This is a genomic window from Paraburkholderia bengalensis (assembly GCF_037126505.1).
Lineage (GTDB): Bacteria > Pseudomonadota > Gammaproteobacteria > Burkholderiales > Burkholderiaceae > Paraburkholderia > Paraburkholderia bengalensis.
In genome coordinates, this window is sequence record NZ_JACFYJ010000139.1 from 1 (window position 1) to 16559 (window position 16559).

The following is a 16559-nucleotide window of genomic DNA, read 5'->3' on the forward strand; positions in this document are numbered from 1 at the left end:
GAACACGTTCACGCCCTTGGCCTGAAGCGCCGATGACGACACCGGCTGCTGGCCGCCAAGCAGGCTCGTGTGGCTCAGACGGCCCACATGCCAGAGCTGCGCGAAGATACGGCCATCTTTGGCGTGGACCGCATCCGTCACCTTGCGCCATCCTTCGATTTGCGCCGGCGTGTGAATGCCGGGAGTCCATGCGTAGCCCTTGCCGAGCGGCGCGACATAGGTGCCTTCGCTCACGATGAGTCCGGCGTCGGCGCGTTGCGCGTAGTACTCGGCCATCAGGTCGTTGGCTTCGTCGCCAGGCTGGCTCGCGCGCGAGCGCGTCATGGGCGGCATCACAATGCGGTTGGGCAGAGTCAGTGCGCCGAGTTTGAAAGGCTCGAAAAGCGGATCTTGTTTCACGAAATATTTCCTGGTCGGGTTCGCGGCTCGCATGCCGCGAACGTTCAAAACGGCTTCGGGGCTTCCGTCCCGCCTCAGTCCCACTGAGCGGCGAGACCCTCGGGGCTTACTTCGCGGCCGTTGCGTTCGAGCGCAGCGATATCCGCCATGTCTTCATCGGTCAGTTGGAGCGTCTGGGCACGCACGTTGCTCGCGAGGTTTTCGCGCTTCGTCGACGACGGAATCACCGAGTATCCGAGGCGCAGTGCCCAGGCGAGCGTTACCTGGGCCGGTGTCGCGTGGCGCCGTTCAGCGATCGCGCGAATGACCGGGTCGCCGAGCACCTTGCCGTAGGCGAGCGTCATGTACGACGTAACGTGAATGCCTTTCTGCTGGAGGAAGCCCACAAGCTTGCGGCCTTGCAGATACGGGCTTAGCTCGATCTGGTTGGTCGCGATGTTCTCCTTGCCGACGACGGCGATCGCCTGCTTCGTCAACTCGATGTTGAAGTTGGAGACACCCATCTGCTTCGTGAGGCCTTGAGACTTCGCTTCGGCGAGCGCGCTCATGAATTCCTCCAGCGAGACGCCGTTGTTGGGCGCGGGCCAGTGGATCAGCGTGAGATCGACTGCGTCGGTGCGCAGCTTTTTCAGGCTGTCCTTGAGGCTCGGAATCAGTTTCTCGCGCGAGTAGTTGTCGACCCAGATCTTCGTGGTCAGGAACAGGTCCTTGCGCGCGACGCCCGAAGCTGCGATCGCTTCGCCCACTTCGGCCTCGTTGCCGTAGATCTGTGCGGTGTCGATTGCGCGATAGCCGACTTCCAGGCCACTGCGCACCGAATCGATGACGATCTGGCCTTGCAGACGGAAGGTGCCGAGGCCGAATGCGGGAATGTTGCTCATGATGTTCTCCGGTCATTGATGGAAAGGGAGGTCGATCTGGTCATGGTGCCCGTTTCGATCTATGCAAAAAACGGCAGTAAATGCGAAATTCGATTGAAGTGAAATCAAATATTGGCCGGTGGAAGGTCGCGGACCGAACTGTCCGGGCGACCTTCGGGCTGCCGGCGCTGAAGGGACATTTGCACGACTACGAGGGCGAGACCCGAAGCGGCGATCATCGCGCCCACGATGGGCACCGCGGCATAGCTGAAGCCCGCTGATATCGCCGCCCCGGCCGCGGCCGCACCCACGGCGTTACCAAGATTGAAGGCGCCCACGTTGACGGAGGAGGCCAGCCCTGGCGCTTCAGAAGCAGCGCGCATGACGCGCATCTGCAAGGGCGGCACGACGGCGAAGGTGGCGATGCCCCAGACCACGACTGCAATCGCGGTGCCGATGTGATTCTTCGCGAGGAGCGGGAACACGAGCATGATGGCGACGAGCAGGATCAGGAAGACGATCAGGCTGCCGTTGAGCGAGCGGTCGGCGAGCCGGCCGCCCGCCGCATTGCCAATCGAAAAGCCCACGCCCACGAGTACGAGCATCGCCGTCACGAAGGAGGGCGACGCGCCGCCGATGTGTTCGATTGTCGGCGCGATATAGGTGTAGAGCGCGAACATCGCGCCCGCGCCTAGCACGGTCGTGGCCATCGCCATCAGCACCTCGGGGCGAGTGAGCACCTTCAACTCGCCGCGCACGTGCGGCACCTTTCCGGCTTCGCCCTTCGGCAGCGCCACACGCAGGATCAGCATCGTGACGACCCCGAGCGCCGCGGTCGCGGCAAACGACATGCGCCAGCCGATCGTCTGGCCGAGCCAGGTCGCGGCGGGCACACCGCCAATATTCGCGATCGTCAGCCCCATGAACATGGTGGCGACCGCGCTGGCCTGCTTGTGACGGGGCACGACGCTCGCCGCGACGAGCGAGCCGAGTCCGAAGAACGCGCCGTGATTGAGGCTCGTGACGAGGCGCGCGAGCAACAGCGTCGCGTAGTGCGACGAGACCGCCGAGAGCAGGTTGCCGACGGTGAAGATGCTCATCAGCGCGATGAGCGCCGTTCTGCGCGACCAGCGCGAGAAGGCGAGCGTCATCAGCGGCGCGCCGACCATGACGCCAATGGCGTAGGCGGTGATCAGCATGCCGGCCGTCGGGATAGAGACGTGCACGCCCTGGGCGATAACGGGCAGCAGTCCCATCGGCGAAAATTCAGTCGTGCCGATGCTGAACGCACCCATGGCAAGCGCCAGCAATGAAAACCATGCGCTGCCGGATTGCTCCGGCTGATGCGGCTTCGATAGTTGCGCCCGGTTCATGCTGTTTGCTCCGACATGTCTTGATGGAAAAGGGGGAGGACTTCAGTGGCGATTTCACTGAACGTCTCGTCGAGCGGCCGGCGATTGCGACGGAAATGCAGGGCGATGTGATCGACGCCCGCGTGGCGCATGGCGTCAAGTTCTTCGACGAGCGCGCTTCGGCCCGCACGCGCGCCGAAGCGATGACGCTGCAGGGGCTCGTCGGGGTCATCAGCCAGATCGAGATGGATGAAGCTCACATAGGGCTCCGCGCCTGCGACCGCGCGCCATGCCGCGACTCGGCGCGCGTGATCCGCGGGCGTGCCGGGGTACGCAAGGCAACCGTCCATGTGCTTGCCAAGCCATTCCGGCTGTTGTTGCGCGAGACCCGCAACGAACAGGGGCAGCGGCGTGCGCGTCTGCGGCAGCACTTCGATCCCGGGCGGCAGGTAACCCTGCGCGCCGGCGCGCAAGAGCGCGATCTGCTCGCGGAAGTTGGCGCCTCTGGACTCGTAGTCCCGGCCGAAGAGCGGATACTCCACCGGCCGGTCGCCGCTCGCGACGCCGAGCAGCAGGCGCTCGGCGCTCAACGTCTGGATCGAGGCGGCCGACTTGAGCGTGAGCAGCGGCTCGCGCAGCGGCAGCACCACAGCGGCCGTGCCAAGCAAGACGTCACGCGTGATCCCAGCGAGGTAGCCGAGATAGGAAAACGTTTCGAAGACCTGAGCAGCATCGCCGAACGAAGGGTCGTAGAGCGGCACGTCACGCACCCAGAGCGCTCGAAAGCCGAGTGTGTCCGCAAGCTGTGCGAGTTCCGCGTGGATTTCCATGTCGGGCACCCCGTGGTGTCGCCCGTCGCGTTCGCACTTCGCTTTGCCGTCCGGCGACCAGTCGTTGTCGAGCGGCAGTTCGATGCCAATGCTAAGGCCGCCGTGAGTCAGTTTTTCGAGTGCAGTGGACATGATGGGATCGCGTTCGTGGTTTTCGCCTAGAGTGCGCGCAGACTGCCTTCGAGCCGGAAGAACTCGAGCGACGGCGCAGTGAAGAACGAGCGCGACGTGCCGGATGCGAAGTCGTCGATATGCACGACGGTGGCGCGGTTGGCTTCCTGCCACGAGATCGCGTAGGTCTCACCGGCGATGTGCTGCCACGTATAGGCGACCTCGCCCTTCGCGCCGGTGAAATCGCCTCCGGTGATTTCGTAGCGCACGTGGACGCCTTCCCCGGTATAGGCGTTGATTGCGGTGAGACCGTTGTAACTGACTTCGAAGGTTTTGCCTGCGAACGGGGGCAACTGGGTGGGTGTGTTCATGTTGGTGAATTCGACGAAACGTGAAAGTGGAAATGGCTTCAGTGAACGGCTTCGACGGGCTCGGCCGTGCGCTCGGGCAGACCTTCGCGGCGGTCGAGCCGGCCGCTGAGCGTGGTGAGTACCCAGGCACCCAGCGTCACGGCTGCGGCGATCCACGGGGTATGACCGAGGCCGATGTGCGCGACGATTAGTCCGCCGAGTGAGGAGCCGCCCGCGACGCCAAGATTGAAGGCGGCGATGTTGAAGCCCGAAGCAACGTCTGCGGACTCTGGTGCGAAATGGCGTGCCTGCTTGACGACATACACCTGCAGGCCCGGCACGTTGCCGAACGCGACCGCGCCCCAGGCGAGCATGGTGAGCACGGCGAGCCACGGGCTGTGCACCGTGAAAGTGAGAGCGAACAGCACGACGGCGAGCAGCAGGAAGATGCGCTTGAGCGCCTTCACCGGGCCCACACTATCGGCGAGCTTGCCGCCCCACATATTGCCCACCGCGACGGACACGCCATAGGCGACGAGCACGATGCTGACTTCGGAAGGCGTGAAGCCCGTGATCTGCTCAAGCAGCGGCGCCATGAACGTGAAGGCGATCAGCGAGCCGCCGTAACCCACTGCGGTCATCGCATAGACGAGTGCGAGGCGCGGCTCAGCAAGCACGCGGAATTGCTTGAAGAGGCCTGCCGGCGGCGTATGCGCGAGCTTGCGCGGAACGAATGCCACCGCGCCGACGAATGCGACCAGACCGAACATCGCTACCACCAGAAACGTCGCGCGCCAGCCGAAATGCTGACCGATGAAGGTCCCCAGCGGAATACCCGCTACGAAGGCTACCGTCATCCCGCTGAACATCGTGGCGATTGCGCTGGCCGCCTTCTCTTTTGGCACGAGCGTCGTCGCGATGATCGAGCCCACCGAAAAGAACACGCCGTGCGCGAGACCGGTCAGAATCCGGGCAACGATCAAAGATTCATAACTGGGCGCGTGCCAGGCCACGAGGTTGCCGATCGTGAACAGCGCCATGAGTCCTGCGAGCAGGAGCTTGCGCGGCATGCGGCCCGTGAGCGCGGTGAGCAACGGGGCGCCGACGGCGACGCTCAGCGCGTACAGGCTCACGAGCAGGCCGGCAGAGGGCAGGCTGATGGCGAGGTCGGAGGAGATCGTTGGTATCAGGCCGACGATCACGAACTCGGTCGTGCCAATGGCAAACGCGCTGATGGTGAGCGCTAGGAGGGCGAGAGGCATGGTATCGGGTCCTGGCTTCGAAGAAGATGGGACGAAGTTTGCGCCCTTTACTTTTGATGAAAAACCAGCTTATGAACGAATATGTTTTGATTTGAAGTCAAGAATGAAAATCGCCCTGGATGAGCTGCAGGCCTTTGTGATCGTCGTTGACAGCGGTTCCACCGCGGCTGCCGCGCGGCAACCCGGCCTCACGAATCGGCTACGCGCTAGCAATGTAGGGATCGTCGACTTGCCGGAGCGGCGCACGGACGTAGCCATCCGGATCGGCGTGAAGCTTGCGCCACGCAACGCCTCAATCAGATGATCGACAAACGAGGCAATGCGCGCCGAAATCGCGGTGTTGCGTACCAAACCGCGTTGATCGGCTGCCGGACATCCTGAGTCGGGCGCGCGAAAGGCATGCACGAGCGCCCCCTCCGTCGTTCACGCGCCCTCATGAAGTCAGAAAGGCACACGATGTCGGCGCCCGCCAGAGCGCGTTGGCACAACGTCGCTTAACGCGACCAGGTGGCAGAGCAGGTCACCCATATTTGATCATCGAGTTTGTGCGTCATCGCTACCTCACCACGGAAAATCTGATATCTCACTTTGAGGATATGACGCGGGGCGGCCATTCCATATGCTTGGTTCATCGCGCTGCACTCCATGCGGCCGACCATCGACCTGGAGACATCAATGCCCTTGTTTCTCAACGAAGTCTGGCTTGGCGATATCAAGCCTGACGTGATCGAAGAGGCGATTACTTTCTTTGGCAACCTGAGCGTCGGCACGAAGCCCGGCAATCTGCCGCCTGATCTGCGAATGATTGCCGGTCCGTGGCTTTCCGCGGAGGAAGCGAAGGTGATGTTCATCTTCGAAATCGACGACCCTTCCACCATGTTCGACGCCTACGCCGAGCGCGTGGTCAGCGGACTGTTCGCGCGCCGCAAGCTCACGCTGCTGTCGGGCTGGGACCAGATGAAGGCGTACACCGAGCGCGTGTCGCTCTGAACGTACAGGAGAAGACAAATGCCGAAATTTTTCAATGAAGTCTGGTTGCGCGACATGTCTCCGGAGACGATGCAAGGCGTCGTGAACTTTCTCGGGAACCTGCGCCAGGGCGTGCGCCCGCACAACCTGCCGGGCGATCTGAAGCTGCTCGCGGGACCGTGGCTGTCCAACGAGGAAGCCAAGGTGTACTTCGTGTTCGAGATCGACGATCCGACCGACACTTTCGAAGCGTTCGCGGAACGCGTGGCGGACGGGCTGTTTCTGAAGCGCCGGCTCACGTTGATCCAGGACTGGGACGGTGCGCGCAGCTTCTCGAAGTACCTCAGTGGCCGGGAAGCCCGGCCGGCGCGGGCCGCATAGGTCACCGACGCCGTATCGCCAGACACAAAAAACAGAACAGCAACAAAGTTGCATGGGACCAGAGTCAGGCGCTGACGCGCCGATTCTGGTCGAAGGAGACAAGTGATGAGCGGATTCAACAGCGGGCGCCGCCAGGCGCTCAAGCAGGGCTTTGCCGTGACGGCGGCCTGCGCCGCGTCTGGCCTGATGCCCTGCATGTCGGCGCGAGCTGCCGGCCAGATCTATAACTACAAGCTCGGCATCGCACTCGACGCCACCCATCCGACCACCGTCAACCTCACCGCCGCGGCGGCCGAGATTGCCCGCGCGTCGAACGGACGGCTGAATATACGTGTGTTTCCCAGCAGCCAGCTGGGCAACGACACCGACATGATCTCGCAGGTACGCGCCGGCGCGATCGACTTCGTCAGCACGGCGGGCCTCATCTGGGGCACGTTGGTGCCGGCAGCGTCCATCAGCGGAATCGGCTTCGCTTTCCCTGGCTACGACCAGGTGTGGAGCGCCATGGACGGTGACCTTGGCGCGCACATCCGCAGCGAGTTCGCGAAGGTCAACCTGATGCCGATGCCAAAAATATGGGACCACGGCTTTCGCCAGGTGACCAGCAGCAGCCGGCAGATCAGCGCGCCGCAAGACCTGTACGGCTTCAAGATCCGGGTTCCGCTCAGCCCCGCGCTCACCACGATGTTCAAGGCCTTCGGCGCAGCGCCCGCCGGCATCAACATGGCGGAGACCTACATGGCGCTGCAGACGAAAGTTGTCGATGGCCAGGAGAATCCGCTCACCATCCTGCAGACGCAGAAACTGTACGAGGTCCAGAAGTACTGTTCTCTCACCTCGCACGTGTGGGACGGGTTCTGGCTTGTGGCCAACCTGCGCACGTGGAACGCGCTGCCCGAGGACCTGCGGCAACTCGCAGCCGCAACGTTCGATGCCTATGCCGTGAAGCAACGCCAGGCAGTCGAGGCGCTGAACACGCGCCTTCGAGACGAATTGAAGGGGCGCGGGATGGCTTTCAATCAGCCTGACATCAAAGCGTTCCGCAAGCATCTGAGCGAGGTCGGCTTCTACACGGGCTGGCAGAAGAAGTTCCCGGCCACGAGCTGGGCCTTGCTGGAGAAGTACGCGGGCAGGCTCGCGTAGTCACCCCCGCTTTCCCACCCGGCGTACCTATGGCCGGTGGCATCTCGCTACCGCCACGGCTGCGTTCGCACCCGAATTCCAGGAGACATCATGAATGTTGTGAAGCGCGCGATTTCCGTCCTGACACTTGGCCTCACCCTTTCCTGCATGGCGACGAGCGGCGGCGCGCAGACGCCCGAGCTCAAAGGGAAGTTCATGAAAACCCCCACCGGCTATCTGATGGTGCTCCGGCACGGCGACAACGTCATGCAGAACCTGGAGCAACTGGCGCGCGACGAGAAGATTCCCGCTGCGAGTTTCGTCGGCATCGGGTTCATGTCGGAAGCGACTTTTGGCTTCTACGACTTCAACCGCAAGCAGTTCGACCCGAAGACGTTTCACAACGTCGAGATGGCGAACATGACCGGCTCCATCGCGTGGAAGGAAGGCAAGCCGTCCATTCACGCACATGGCACGGTGACGGGCGGCACCTTCGAGGCGGCGGGCGGACATCTGCTCGGACTGACCGTCGGGACAGGCTCATGCGAGATCACCGTCACCGTATATCCGGAGCGTCTCGAGCGTTTCACCGATCCCGAGATTCAGGCCAACGTGCTTGGATTGCCGCAAAAGTGAGGGGGCATCATGTCCAACCATATTGTCGAAGCGGCTCCGCGCGGTGCAGATTGCGGGGCGGATGAAGTGCGAGTTGGCTCGCCCGCCCGGGCGCTGCGACGCGTGGACAAGGTGCTCGGCGTCGTGACCGAGGTGCCGTCCGCCCTGCTGGTGGTTGCCGAGGTGGGCGTGCTGTTTAGCGGCGTCGTGAGCCGATATGTTCTTCATACGCCGCTGGTGTGGGTCGATGAACTGGCGTCGCTGCTGTTCATCTGGCTGATCATGCTCGGATCGGCGGTGGCGTTCCGGCGCGGCAGCCATATGCGCATGACAGCGCTGGTCGACAAGGCGGGGCCGGAATGGCACAGCGTGTTCGAACTCGTCGCAACGGTCGCCGCGCTGACGTGGCTGGCACTGGTAGCGGCTCCTGCTTACGAGTTTGCCAGCGAGGAGACGCTGGTCACCATGCCGGCGCTGGACATCTCCAACGCATGGCGTGCCGCCGCGCTGCCCGTCGGCATCGTGCTGATCCTGGCGATGAGTGTCGTGCGGTTGCTGACGACGGCCACACCGCGCGCGGTGCTCGCGGCTCTCGTCGTGTGCGGCGCGGTCGTCGTCGGGCTCGTGCAGTTGCAGCCCCTGTTGCAGCAGCTGGGCAATGCGAATCTGCTGTTGTTCTTCGTCGGCATGGTGGGGCTGATGGTGTTCTCCGGCGTGCCCATCGCATTTTCGTTCGGACTCGCGACGGTCGGTTATCTGTCGCTCACCACGTCGACGCCGACCATCGTCGTCGTCGGGCGGATGGATGAAGGCATGTCGCACCTGATCCTGCTGGCGGTGCCGTTGTTCGTCTTCCTCGGCATGCTGATCGAGATGACCTCGATGGCGCGGGCCATGGTGCAGTTCCTCGCCAATCTCCTCGGACATGTTCGGGGCGGACTGTCCTACGTGCTGATCGGCGCGATGTATCTGGTGTCGGGCATTTCGGGCGCGAAGGCGGCGGACATGGCGGCCGTCGCGCCCGCGCTCTTTCCGGAAATGAAGAAGCGCGGCGCGGACGACGGCGAGATGCTCGCGCTGCTGGCGGCCACGGGCGCGCAGACCGAGACCGTGCCGCCTAGCCTCGTGTTGATCACCATCGGCTCCGTCACCAGCATTTCCATCGCCGACCTGTTTACGGCCGGCCTGCTGCCGGGCGTCGTGCTGGCCGCCATGCTCGCAGGGGTGGTGTGGTGGCGCTCCCGCACGGCGGGCGCCGCATGCAGTCCGCGCGCAAGCTGGCGAGCAGTCGGCACGAGCCTGCTGGTGGCGTTCCCCGCGCTGGCGCTGCCGTTTGTCATTCGTGCGGCTGTCGTGGAGGGCGTGGCGACGGCGACGGAGGTATCCACCCTCGGCATCGTCTACGCAATCGTCGTCGGGCTGCTGATGTACCGGAAGTTCGACATCCGGCGCATCTGGCCGGCGCTCGTCGACACGGCGGCGCTGTCGGGCGCGATCCTGTTGATCATTGGAACGGCGACGGGCATGGCCTGGTCGCTCACGCAGTCGGGCTTCGCGAGCGACCTTGCCGCCGCGATGGCAAAGCTGCCGGGCGGCGCGGCTGCGTTCATCGCGGTCTCCATCGTGGCGTTCGTCCTGCTCGGCAGCGTGCTGGAGGGGATTCCGGCCATTGTCCTGTTTGGCCCGCTGCTGTTCCCCATCGCGCGGCAGCTGGGCATCCACGAGGTGCATTACTCGATGGTCGTGGTACTCGCGATGGGCATCGGCCTGTTCGCGCCGCCGTTCGGCGTCGGCTACTACGCCGCTTGCGCGATCAGCCGCACCAGGCCGGGCGACGGCGCGCACCACATCTGGCGCTATCTGATCTCCCTGATCGTCGGCACGCTGGTGGTCGCCGCCGTGCCATGGATTTCCATCGGATTTCTTTCTCACTGAGTCACCGACATGAAATTTGCAGCCTTTATCGAATATTCCGACGAACCCGAGCGGCTCGCCCAGTTCAGGCCCGCCCATCGCGCGTACCTGCAGGATTTGTTGCAACAGGGACGGTTGGTCATCGCCGGCCCGTTCGCCGACGGCAGCGGCGGGCTGTTCGTCTACGAGGTCGCCAACGAGAGCGAAGCAGCCAGGCTCGCCGCCGACGACCCGTTCGCGCGAGCGTCGCTGTTCCGTGGAATCGTGATGAAGCCATGGAAGCTCGTCTTTGCCTGCGCCGACAACCTGAACCCGCCCCTTTGAGGAGATGCCCATGACGATGGATAGCCCGGTGCTGCACCGGTTGGCGACCTCGCTTCGCGATGCCGCCCGGGAGCGCAAGCCGATCCCGCCGATGCGCGACGAACTGGCCGCGATGGGCGTTGCAGGCGCCTATGCGGTGCAGGACATCAACACGTGCCATGCGCTCGATAGCGGACGACGTCTGACGGGCCGCAAGATCGGCCTGACCTCGAAGTCCGTGCAGCAGCAGCTCGGCGTCGATGCGCCTGACTTCGGCATGCTGTTCGCCGACATGGAACTCGCCCCCGACGAGGAAGTGGCGCCCGGGCGCGTGTTGCAGCCGAAGGTCGAGGCCGAAGTGGCCGTGGTGCTGGAGCGCGAGCTGGATAGCGAAGCGGTGACGCTGTCGCAGCTGGTCTCGGCCACCGCTTACGTTCTGCCCGCCGTCGAAATCGTCGGCAGCCGGATCAGGGATTGGGACATCCGTTTGCTGGATACGGTCGCGGACAACGCGTCGTCCGGTCTGTATGCCCTCGGCACCCAGCCACGCAAGCTGTCGGAGGTAGACCTGCGCACCTGCGGAATGTTGATGGAGCGCAAGGGCAAGGTTGTCTCGCTGGGCGTGGGCGCTGCCTGCCTCAGTCATCCGCTGAATGCCGCGCTTTGGCTGGCCCGCAAGATGGTGGAAGTCGGGCGGCCGCTGCAGGCGGGCGACGTCATCATGACGGGCGCGCTGGGTCCCATGGTCACCGTCGAGCCGGGCGACCTCATCGAAACCACCATTGCGGGCCTGGGCGTCGTCCGGACGGCCTTTTCCGCCAACTGAACGGAGAGCACTGCATGTCAACGAGAAAGGTCAAGGCTGCCATCATTGGCAGCGGCAACATCGGCACGGATCTGATGGTCAAGATATTGCGGCATGGGCGCAACGTGGAACTGGCGGCCATGGTCGGCATCGACCCGCAATCAGAAGGACTGGCGCGCGCCGCCCGCCTTGGCGTGGCGACGACGCACGAAGGCGTGGAGGGAGTGGCGCGGCTGCCCGCGTTCGCCGACGTCGAACTCGTGTTCGACGCCACCAGCGCCGCCGCGCACATCGCCAACGACCGCTTCCTGCGCGAACGCAAGCCGCGCATACGGATGGTGGACCTGACGCCAGCAGCTATCGGGCCTTATTGCGTGCCCGTCGTCAACGGCGACAGCTGCCTCGATGCGCCGAACGTCAACATGGTCACTTGCGGCGGACAGGCCACCATTCCCATCGTGGCAGCCGTGTCGCGGGTGGCGACAGTGCATTACGCGGAGATCGTCGCCAGCATCTCCAGCCGCTCGGCGGGACCGGGCACCCGAGCGAACATCGACGAGTTCACCGAGACGACCTCCCGCGCGATCCAGACGGTGGGCGGCGCCCGGCGCGGCAAGGCGATCATCGTTCTCAATCCCGCCGAACCGCCGCTCATGATGCGCGACACGGTCTATTGCCTGAGCGAGGAGACGGATGAAGCCCGGGTGGCTGCGTCCATCGAAGAGATGGAGGCGGCCGTGCAACGCTACGTGCCCGGCTACCGGCTCAAACAGGATGTCCAGTTCGACCGCGTGCACGACCTGAACGTGCCGGGAATTGGCCGGGTGAACGGTCTCAAGACGACGGTGCTGCTGGAAGTCGAAGGGGCCGCGCATTACCTGCCGGCTTACGCCGGGAACCTGGACATCATGACCAGCGCGGCGCTGTCGACAGCCGAACAGATCGCCGGTCGGATCGGCGCGAGCGTGATTGAACAATCTGTGACTGCCATTTGAAGGAGCCGAACATGAGCAAGAAGATTTACGTGTCCGACGTCACGCTGCGCGATGGCAGTCACGCCATCCGTCATCAGTACAGCGTGGAGCAGGTCAGGACGATCGCCAAAGCGCTCGACGAGGCCGGCGTTCACTCGATCGAAGTCGCGCATGGCGACGGTTTGCAAGGGTCGAGCTTCAACTACGGTTTCGGCGCGCACACCGACCTCGAATGGATCGAGGCCGTGGCCGGCGTCGTAAACCAGGCGAGGATCGCCACACTTCTGCTACCCGGCATCGGCACCGTCCACGACCTGAAGGAAGCCTACGCGGCGGGCGCCCGTGTAGTCCGGGTCGCCACGCACTGCACGGAAGCGGACGTGGCGAAGCAGCACATCGAGACCGCGCGAGAACTCGGCATGGATACGGTCGGTTTCCTGATGATGAGTCACATGACCACACCCGCAAAGCTGGCCGAGCAGGCCAGCCTGATGGAGCGCTATGGGGCGACCTGTGTCTACGTGGTCGATTCTGGCGGGGCGCTCGGCATGGAGGACGTCCGTCATCGGGTTCGCGCGTTGAAGGACGTGCTCGACGCCAGCACGGAAGTGGGCATTCATGCGCATCACAATCTGTCGCTCGGCGTCGCCAACTCGATCGTGGCCGTGGAGGAAGGGTGCGACCGGGTCGATGCGAGCCTGGCCGGCATGGGCGCAGGCGCGGGCAACGCGCCGCTGGAGGTCTTCATCGCCGCCGCCGACCGTTTGGGCTGGGACCACGGCTGCGACCTGTTCGGCCTGATGGATGCGGCCGACGACCTTGTCCGGCCGCTGCAAGACCGTCCGGTGCGCGTCGACCGCGAAACGCTGGCACTGGGCTACGCGGGCGTGTATTCCAGTTTTCTCCGGCATGCGGAGGCAGCGGCGGCGAAATACGGTATCAAATCCGTCGACATCCTGGTGGAACTCGGCGAACGTCGCATGGTAGGCGGCCAGGAGGACATGATCGTCGATGTCGCGCTCGATCTCTTGCGCCGGCGCGCGAGCGCAGAGGCCCGCGCCTCATGACCGCGGGTTGCGACGTCGCGTGCCGGCGGGCGGTTGCCTGGCCGTCGCTTTCTGCGGCTCGACGGGTGCACTGGTTTGCGTCAAATTCCGGATCAGGCTGATGACTGTCCGGCTCGCGTGGGTCAGCGGGCGCTGGGTGCTGGTGGCCAGTACCAATGTTCGTGTCAGCACGGGGTCGACGATGCGGCTGACCCCGATCCGCCCGAGCCGAAGGTCCACTTCAACGGCTTGCCTGGTCAGGATCGTATATGCGGCGCCATTGGCGACGACTTCGCGCATTGCCGTGAGCGAGTCGACCTCGATCTGGGTGTTCAGGGACACGCCCACTTTCTTTGCTTCATCCAGCAACATCATGTGAAACCCGTCTGGCGCGCCGGGCAGCACGAGCGGCAAAGCGGCGGCATGTGCGAACGGGCAACTCGGGCTGGCGATGTTGGGGTCCCCGGCAGGGGCAACCAGATACAGTTCGTCGGTGGCGAGCGGTTCGTCCGTCTTGTGGAGACGGTCGCCATATCGCGAGAAAACACCCACATCCGTGCGGCCGTTCGCAAGCGCGTCTTCGATATTGCCGGCGAAGCCTTCCATCAAGCGCAGTTCGATCTTCGGATAATCGGCTCGCACCTGCCGGAACAGCGGGCCGACAATATGCTGTGTGATGGACGCCTGCAGCGCCAGTCTGACGGGGCCGCTGGGCACGTCGGCGCGGTCGGTGATCTCGCTTTTCAGTAACTCGAATTCGCCTAGCAGCGACTTCACCCGCGGCATGATGGATTGTCCGAATTCCGTCAGCAGCACACCGCGGCCGGTGCGATAGAACAGCTTGGCGCCGAATTCGCTTTCGAGTGTGGCGATGAGCTTGCTGAGGGCGGATTGGGCGATGCCCCGCGATGCACAGACCTTGCTGAGGCTGCCCGCCTCGACGATGTCGGAAAAAAGTTGCAGGTGCTTGATGTCCATCGCCAGTATGTATCAGAAGGAGGGCGCTCCGCAGCGTCGACACTCCGTTGTCGCCGATTCCAGCACTGAGCTGTGCGCCAGGTTGATTGTAACGAAAGTGTCATGAATGGCGTCCAACAAAGCTCGCGTGCCGCAGCGCGTGAGTATCGTCGACGCGCGGGTTTCTCCGCCGCCAGGCAATCCGCCACTACAACGCCCTACCGGACATTTAATCGCGACGGCTCGTCCGATTGATAGGGAGGCAAGTCATGCCAGAGCAGCACAAGCCCGGCGAGATCGTCAAAACATCCGGGATCTACAAGGTCGTTCACGAAAGCGACAGCAAGGCAGCGTTCGAAGTGACATGCGTCGAGGATGAACATTTCCCGCCGACACGTACCGGCAAAAGCGCGGTCTATGAGCTTGTGCACGGTGCGACGCATTCGCACAAGCACAGCGAACTTGGCAGCGGCGACAAGTGACAGACGGAGGCGAATAAGCGGCCAGGGGAGACGCTGGCCGCCGGCGGCGACGGGCGGGCTCTTGCCAGCCGCTCAAATTCGCGCTTTCCCAGGGTGTCGGTCTCAGTTCGGCCGATTCTGTTGAAAAACTCCCCGCCAAATCGAATTTTGTCTATCCTGGAAGGCATTGATCGACGAGGGGTCAACGTCATGATGGGTCAACAAGGTGGTGGTCAGGACAAACTCTTCTACTCCTTCAGCCGCATCGAGTAGGGCCGTGAGTACGCGGGATGCCCGAACTGGGATCGCGCCATTCCTTCTCCACGGTCCGACCTGCTGCGCTCACGCTCTTCCAGAATCTCTAATGGACAACAAACGCCGACTACGTACGTGCGACGAGGTGCGAGCGCAGAGATGCATTCTTCGAGGGCGGTTGTATCTCGCAGCACAAGGTCAAGAACAATATCGAAATGACTTGCAGCTACACGCTGCAGTGTGGATTGCAGGTTGAGGTGATGTAGCTGGAGCGACGCTTGACTCGCGACCGTGATGCCAGAATGATCCGGTCTTCATCGATCGGAGTGCACGGGGACATGACGAGTAACGCCGGAACGCGCCATCTCGTCTTCTTCGTCGACGTGACGGCGTACGGCACACATGTGCTGCGGGTCACTAACCGCCTGGGTGCTAGTCCGGACGATGCGGGCCGAGTGGAAACGCAGGCTGATGCAACGGTTCCGCCAAACCTGCTCGCGGCACGGTGCGGCTGATTGGGTCCGGCGGAGAACCTTGACAGGTGATGGAGAGGAGTATGCGCATTCTGATCGTCAGCACGATACTGTTTGTCTTCGGAGCGTCCCCTTTCAGCGTAAATGCGAAGGTCGACCAAACTTGTGTATCTGTCCAGACAAGCGTGTGTAATTCTGCACTCTCGCAATGTCGATGCAATTCTTCGGGTCGGACGACGGAGTCTGACGCCGTGTCCGAACAACAGAGACGGTGCGCCCACGACTGCCAGGAGGCTTATCAAAAGTGCGTTGATGATGCCGCGCGTTCGTGTTACCGATAGGGCGGCCAGTCGGAAAGGCACTCGGCTTTGGCGACGAATCCGCGAACGCTCGTTCGGTCGTGTTTCTAGTAGAAACTCATCGTTTCCGCTCACGCAGCCGAAGAGGCATTAGGGCGCTGCCTGTTCCGGTGACCTCCGCCCGCCATTGCGCCGTTAGGCTCAAGTCCGCTAGATAGGGGCGATGGTCTTAACGGCGAGCGCTGGAGCCAGCGTCGCTTGGCGGCGCCTTTAGTGAGCCGTGGCCTCTTGGCCGACGTCAAATGGAAGCTCGATGCACCCCGCAGGGTGTGATGCCGAGAATCCTTGCCAACGTACAGCCTGTTTGACGGAAACCGTTGCTTTTAGCACAGCTTATCGCCCTGTCGGACAAGCCCAACGACGGCCGGGCTGGCCAAAACGGAACCATCCGGGAAGTCGAGTTGGACCGGTATCGTCGCGCGTTCAGCAGTTCGCAACCTGCAGATATCCTAGTACTACTTTACATAATGTAATCAACCTTTTGGGGCCATATCATCTATTGCTTCATGCCAATGCTCCATGGCCGGGTCCCTCGCACACTGTGTTTTTATACAGTATCGGTAAAACCGTCGCCTTGCAAGAGCAAGCGTGAGCCGACGTCCAGATGAATCACCAGCGCTCCTGCAAGTAATGCATATTTGCATTACAATGACGATATCTACTGAAGGGGTCGTTATGAGTACGCTAACTGTCACATCCCGGGGCCAGGTGACGTTCCGGAAGGAAGTCCTGCAGCATCTGGGCATCCAGCCGGGGGAAAG

At 63.1% G+C, this 16559-nt stretch carries 19 protein-coding genes and 2 pseudogenes; 12 read left to right on the forward strand and 9 right to left on the reverse strand.

What is annotated here, in order from left to right:
• The 6 genes from H3V53_RS39485 to H3V53_RS39510 all read right to left on the reverse strand — a co-directional run.
• Positions 1 to 399: oxidoreductase (locus H3V53_RS39485; RefSeq protein WP_473766673.1), on the reverse strand; the 399-nt coding region annotated here is incomplete at its 3' end.
• Between the two features lie 74 nt (positions 400 to 473).
• Positions 474 to 1280 carry a 2,5-didehydrogluconate reductase DkgB gene (dkgB, locus tag H3V53_RS39490; protein WP_336602458.1) on the reverse strand — a complete coding sequence of 269 codons (807 nt, stop codon included), beginning with the start codon at positions 1278 to 1280 and terminating at the stop codon, positions 474 to 476.
• Between the two features lie 104 nt (positions 1281 to 1384).
• The gene (locus H3V53_RS39495) at positions 1385 to 2632 is read right to left on the reverse strand and encodes an MFS transporter (protein ID WP_336602459.1); all 1248 of its coding nucleotides are present in this window, start codon (positions 2630 to 2632) and stop codon (positions 1385 to 1387) included.
• Positions 2629 to 3573, reverse strand: a complete 945-nt coding sequence (locus tag H3V53_RS39500; RefSeq protein ID WP_336602460.1) for an LLM class oxidoreductase — start codon at positions 3571 to 3573, stop codon at positions 2629 to 2631. The genes H3V53_RS39495 and H3V53_RS39500 overlap by 4 nt, the downstream gene beginning before the upstream one ends.
• A 26-nt stretch (positions 3574 to 3599) precedes the next feature.
• Entirely contained in the window at positions 3600 to 3923 is a 324-nt protein-coding gene (locus H3V53_RS39505; RefSeq protein ID WP_336602461.1) for a MoaF-related domain-containing protein, read from the reverse strand.
• Between the two features lie 38 nt (positions 3924 to 3961).
• Complete coding sequence (locus H3V53_RS39510) at positions 3962 to 5164, reverse strand: MFS transporter (protein ID WP_336602462.1); 1203 nt, start codon at positions 5162 to 5164, stop codon at positions 3962 to 3964.
• Here H3V53_RS39510 and H3V53_RS43900 point away from each other — a divergent pair.
• Complete coding sequence (locus H3V53_RS43900) at positions 5163 to 5468, forward strand: helix-turn-helix domain-containing protein (RefSeq protein ID WP_419539732.1); 306 nt, start codon at positions 5163 to 5165, stop codon at positions 5466 to 5468. The genes H3V53_RS39510 and H3V53_RS43900 overlap by 2 nt on opposite strands.
• On the opposite strand, the pseudogene H3V53_RS39520 reads toward H3V53_RS43900, so the two are convergent.
• Positions 5438 to 5655, reverse strand: a pseudogene (locus H3V53_RS39520) (LysR family transcriptional regulator); the annotation flags it as partial. The gene H3V53_RS43900 and the pseudogene H3V53_RS39520 sit on opposite strands and share 31 nt — an antisense overlap.
• Positions 5656 to 5839: 184 nt before the next feature.
• On the opposite strand from H3V53_RS39520, the gene H3V53_RS39525 reads away from it, so the two are divergent.
• From H3V53_RS39525 to dmpG, 9 genes are all read left to right on the forward strand, one after another.
• Entirely contained in the window at positions 5840 to 6154 is a 315-nt protein-coding gene (locus H3V53_RS39525) for a hypothetical protein (RefSeq protein ID WP_336602463.1), read from the forward strand.
• A gap of 18 nt (positions 6155 to 6172) precedes the next feature.
• A complete protein-coding gene (locus tag H3V53_RS39530; RefSeq protein WP_336602464.1) occupies positions 6173 to 6514 on the forward strand; it encodes a hypothetical protein in 342 nt (113 codons plus the stop codon).
• 105 nt (positions 6515 to 6619) lie between these two features.
• Entirely contained in the window at positions 6620 to 7657 is a 1038-nt protein-coding gene (locus H3V53_RS39535; protein WP_336602472.1) for a TRAP transporter substrate-binding protein, read from the forward strand.
• A gap of 90 nt (positions 7658 to 7747) precedes the next feature.
• The gene (locus tag H3V53_RS39540; protein ID WP_336602465.1) at positions 7748 to 8272 is read left to right on the forward strand and encodes a PPC domain-containing DNA-binding protein; all 525 of its coding nucleotides are present in this window, start codon (positions 7748 to 7750) and stop codon (positions 8270 to 8272) included.
• Positions 8273 to 8281: 9 nt separating this feature from the next.
• Positions 8282 to 10186: a TRAP transporter large permease gene (locus tag H3V53_RS39545; protein ID WP_336602466.1), complete on the forward strand. Its 1905-nt coding sequence runs from the start codon at positions 8282 to 8284 to the stop codon at positions 10184 to 10186.
• 9 nt (positions 10187 to 10195) lie between these two features.
• A complete protein-coding gene (locus tag H3V53_RS39550; RefSeq protein WP_054922196.1) occupies positions 10196 to 10489 on the forward strand; it encodes a YciI family protein in 294 nt (97 codons plus the stop codon).
• Positions 10490 to 10505: 16 nt separating this feature from the next.
• Positions 10506 to 11294, forward strand: a complete 789-nt coding sequence (gene mhpD / locus H3V53_RS39555) for a 2-keto-4-pentenoate hydratase (RefSeq protein WP_419539733.1) — start codon at positions 10506 to 10508, stop codon at positions 11292 to 11294.
• Between the two features lie 14 nt (positions 11295 to 11308).
• Entirely contained in the window at positions 11309 to 12268 is a 960-nt protein-coding gene (locus H3V53_RS39560; RefSeq protein WP_336602468.1) for an acetaldehyde dehydrogenase (acetylating), read from the forward strand.
• A gap of 11 nt (positions 12269 to 12279) precedes the next feature.
• Positions 12280 to 13314 (forward strand): 4-hydroxy-2-oxovalerate aldolase, encoded by a 1035-nt coding sequence (gene dmpG / locus H3V53_RS39565; RefSeq protein WP_336602469.1) that lies wholly within the window; start codon positions 12280 to 12282, stop codon positions 13312 to 13314.
• Here the strand turns inward: dmpG and H3V53_RS39570 are convergent.
• On the reverse strand, positions 13309 to 14271 hold the full coding sequence (locus H3V53_RS39570) for a LysR family transcriptional regulator (protein WP_336602470.1): 963 nt from the start codon (positions 14269 to 14271) through the stop codon (positions 13309 to 13311). The two genes, dmpG and H3V53_RS39570, sit on opposite strands and share 6 nt — an antisense overlap.
• Before the next feature lie 248 nt (positions 14272 to 14519).
• Between H3V53_RS39570 and H3V53_RS39575 the strand changes: the two genes are divergently transcribed.
• Positions 14520 to 14732 carry a hypothetical protein gene (locus H3V53_RS39575; protein WP_336602471.1) on the forward strand — a complete coding sequence of 71 codons (213 nt, stop codon included), beginning with the start codon at positions 14520 to 14522 and terminating at the stop codon, positions 14730 to 14732.
• A 227-nt stretch (positions 14733 to 14959) separates the two neighbouring features.
• On the opposite strand, the gene H3V53_RS43905 is transcribed toward H3V53_RS39575, so the two are convergent.
• The gene (locus tag H3V53_RS43905) at positions 14960 to 15262 is read right to left on the reverse strand and encodes a phosphotransferase-like protein (RefSeq protein WP_419539734.1); all 303 of its coding nucleotides are present in this window, start codon (positions 15260 to 15262) and stop codon (positions 14960 to 14962) included.
• A 1211-nt stretch (positions 15263 to 16473) separates the two neighbouring features.
• Here H3V53_RS43905 and H3V53_RS39580 point away from each other — a divergent pair.
• Positions 16474 to 16559: pseudogene (locus H3V53_RS39580) on the forward strand (AbrB/MazE/SpoVT family DNA-binding domain-containing protein); the annotation flags it as partial.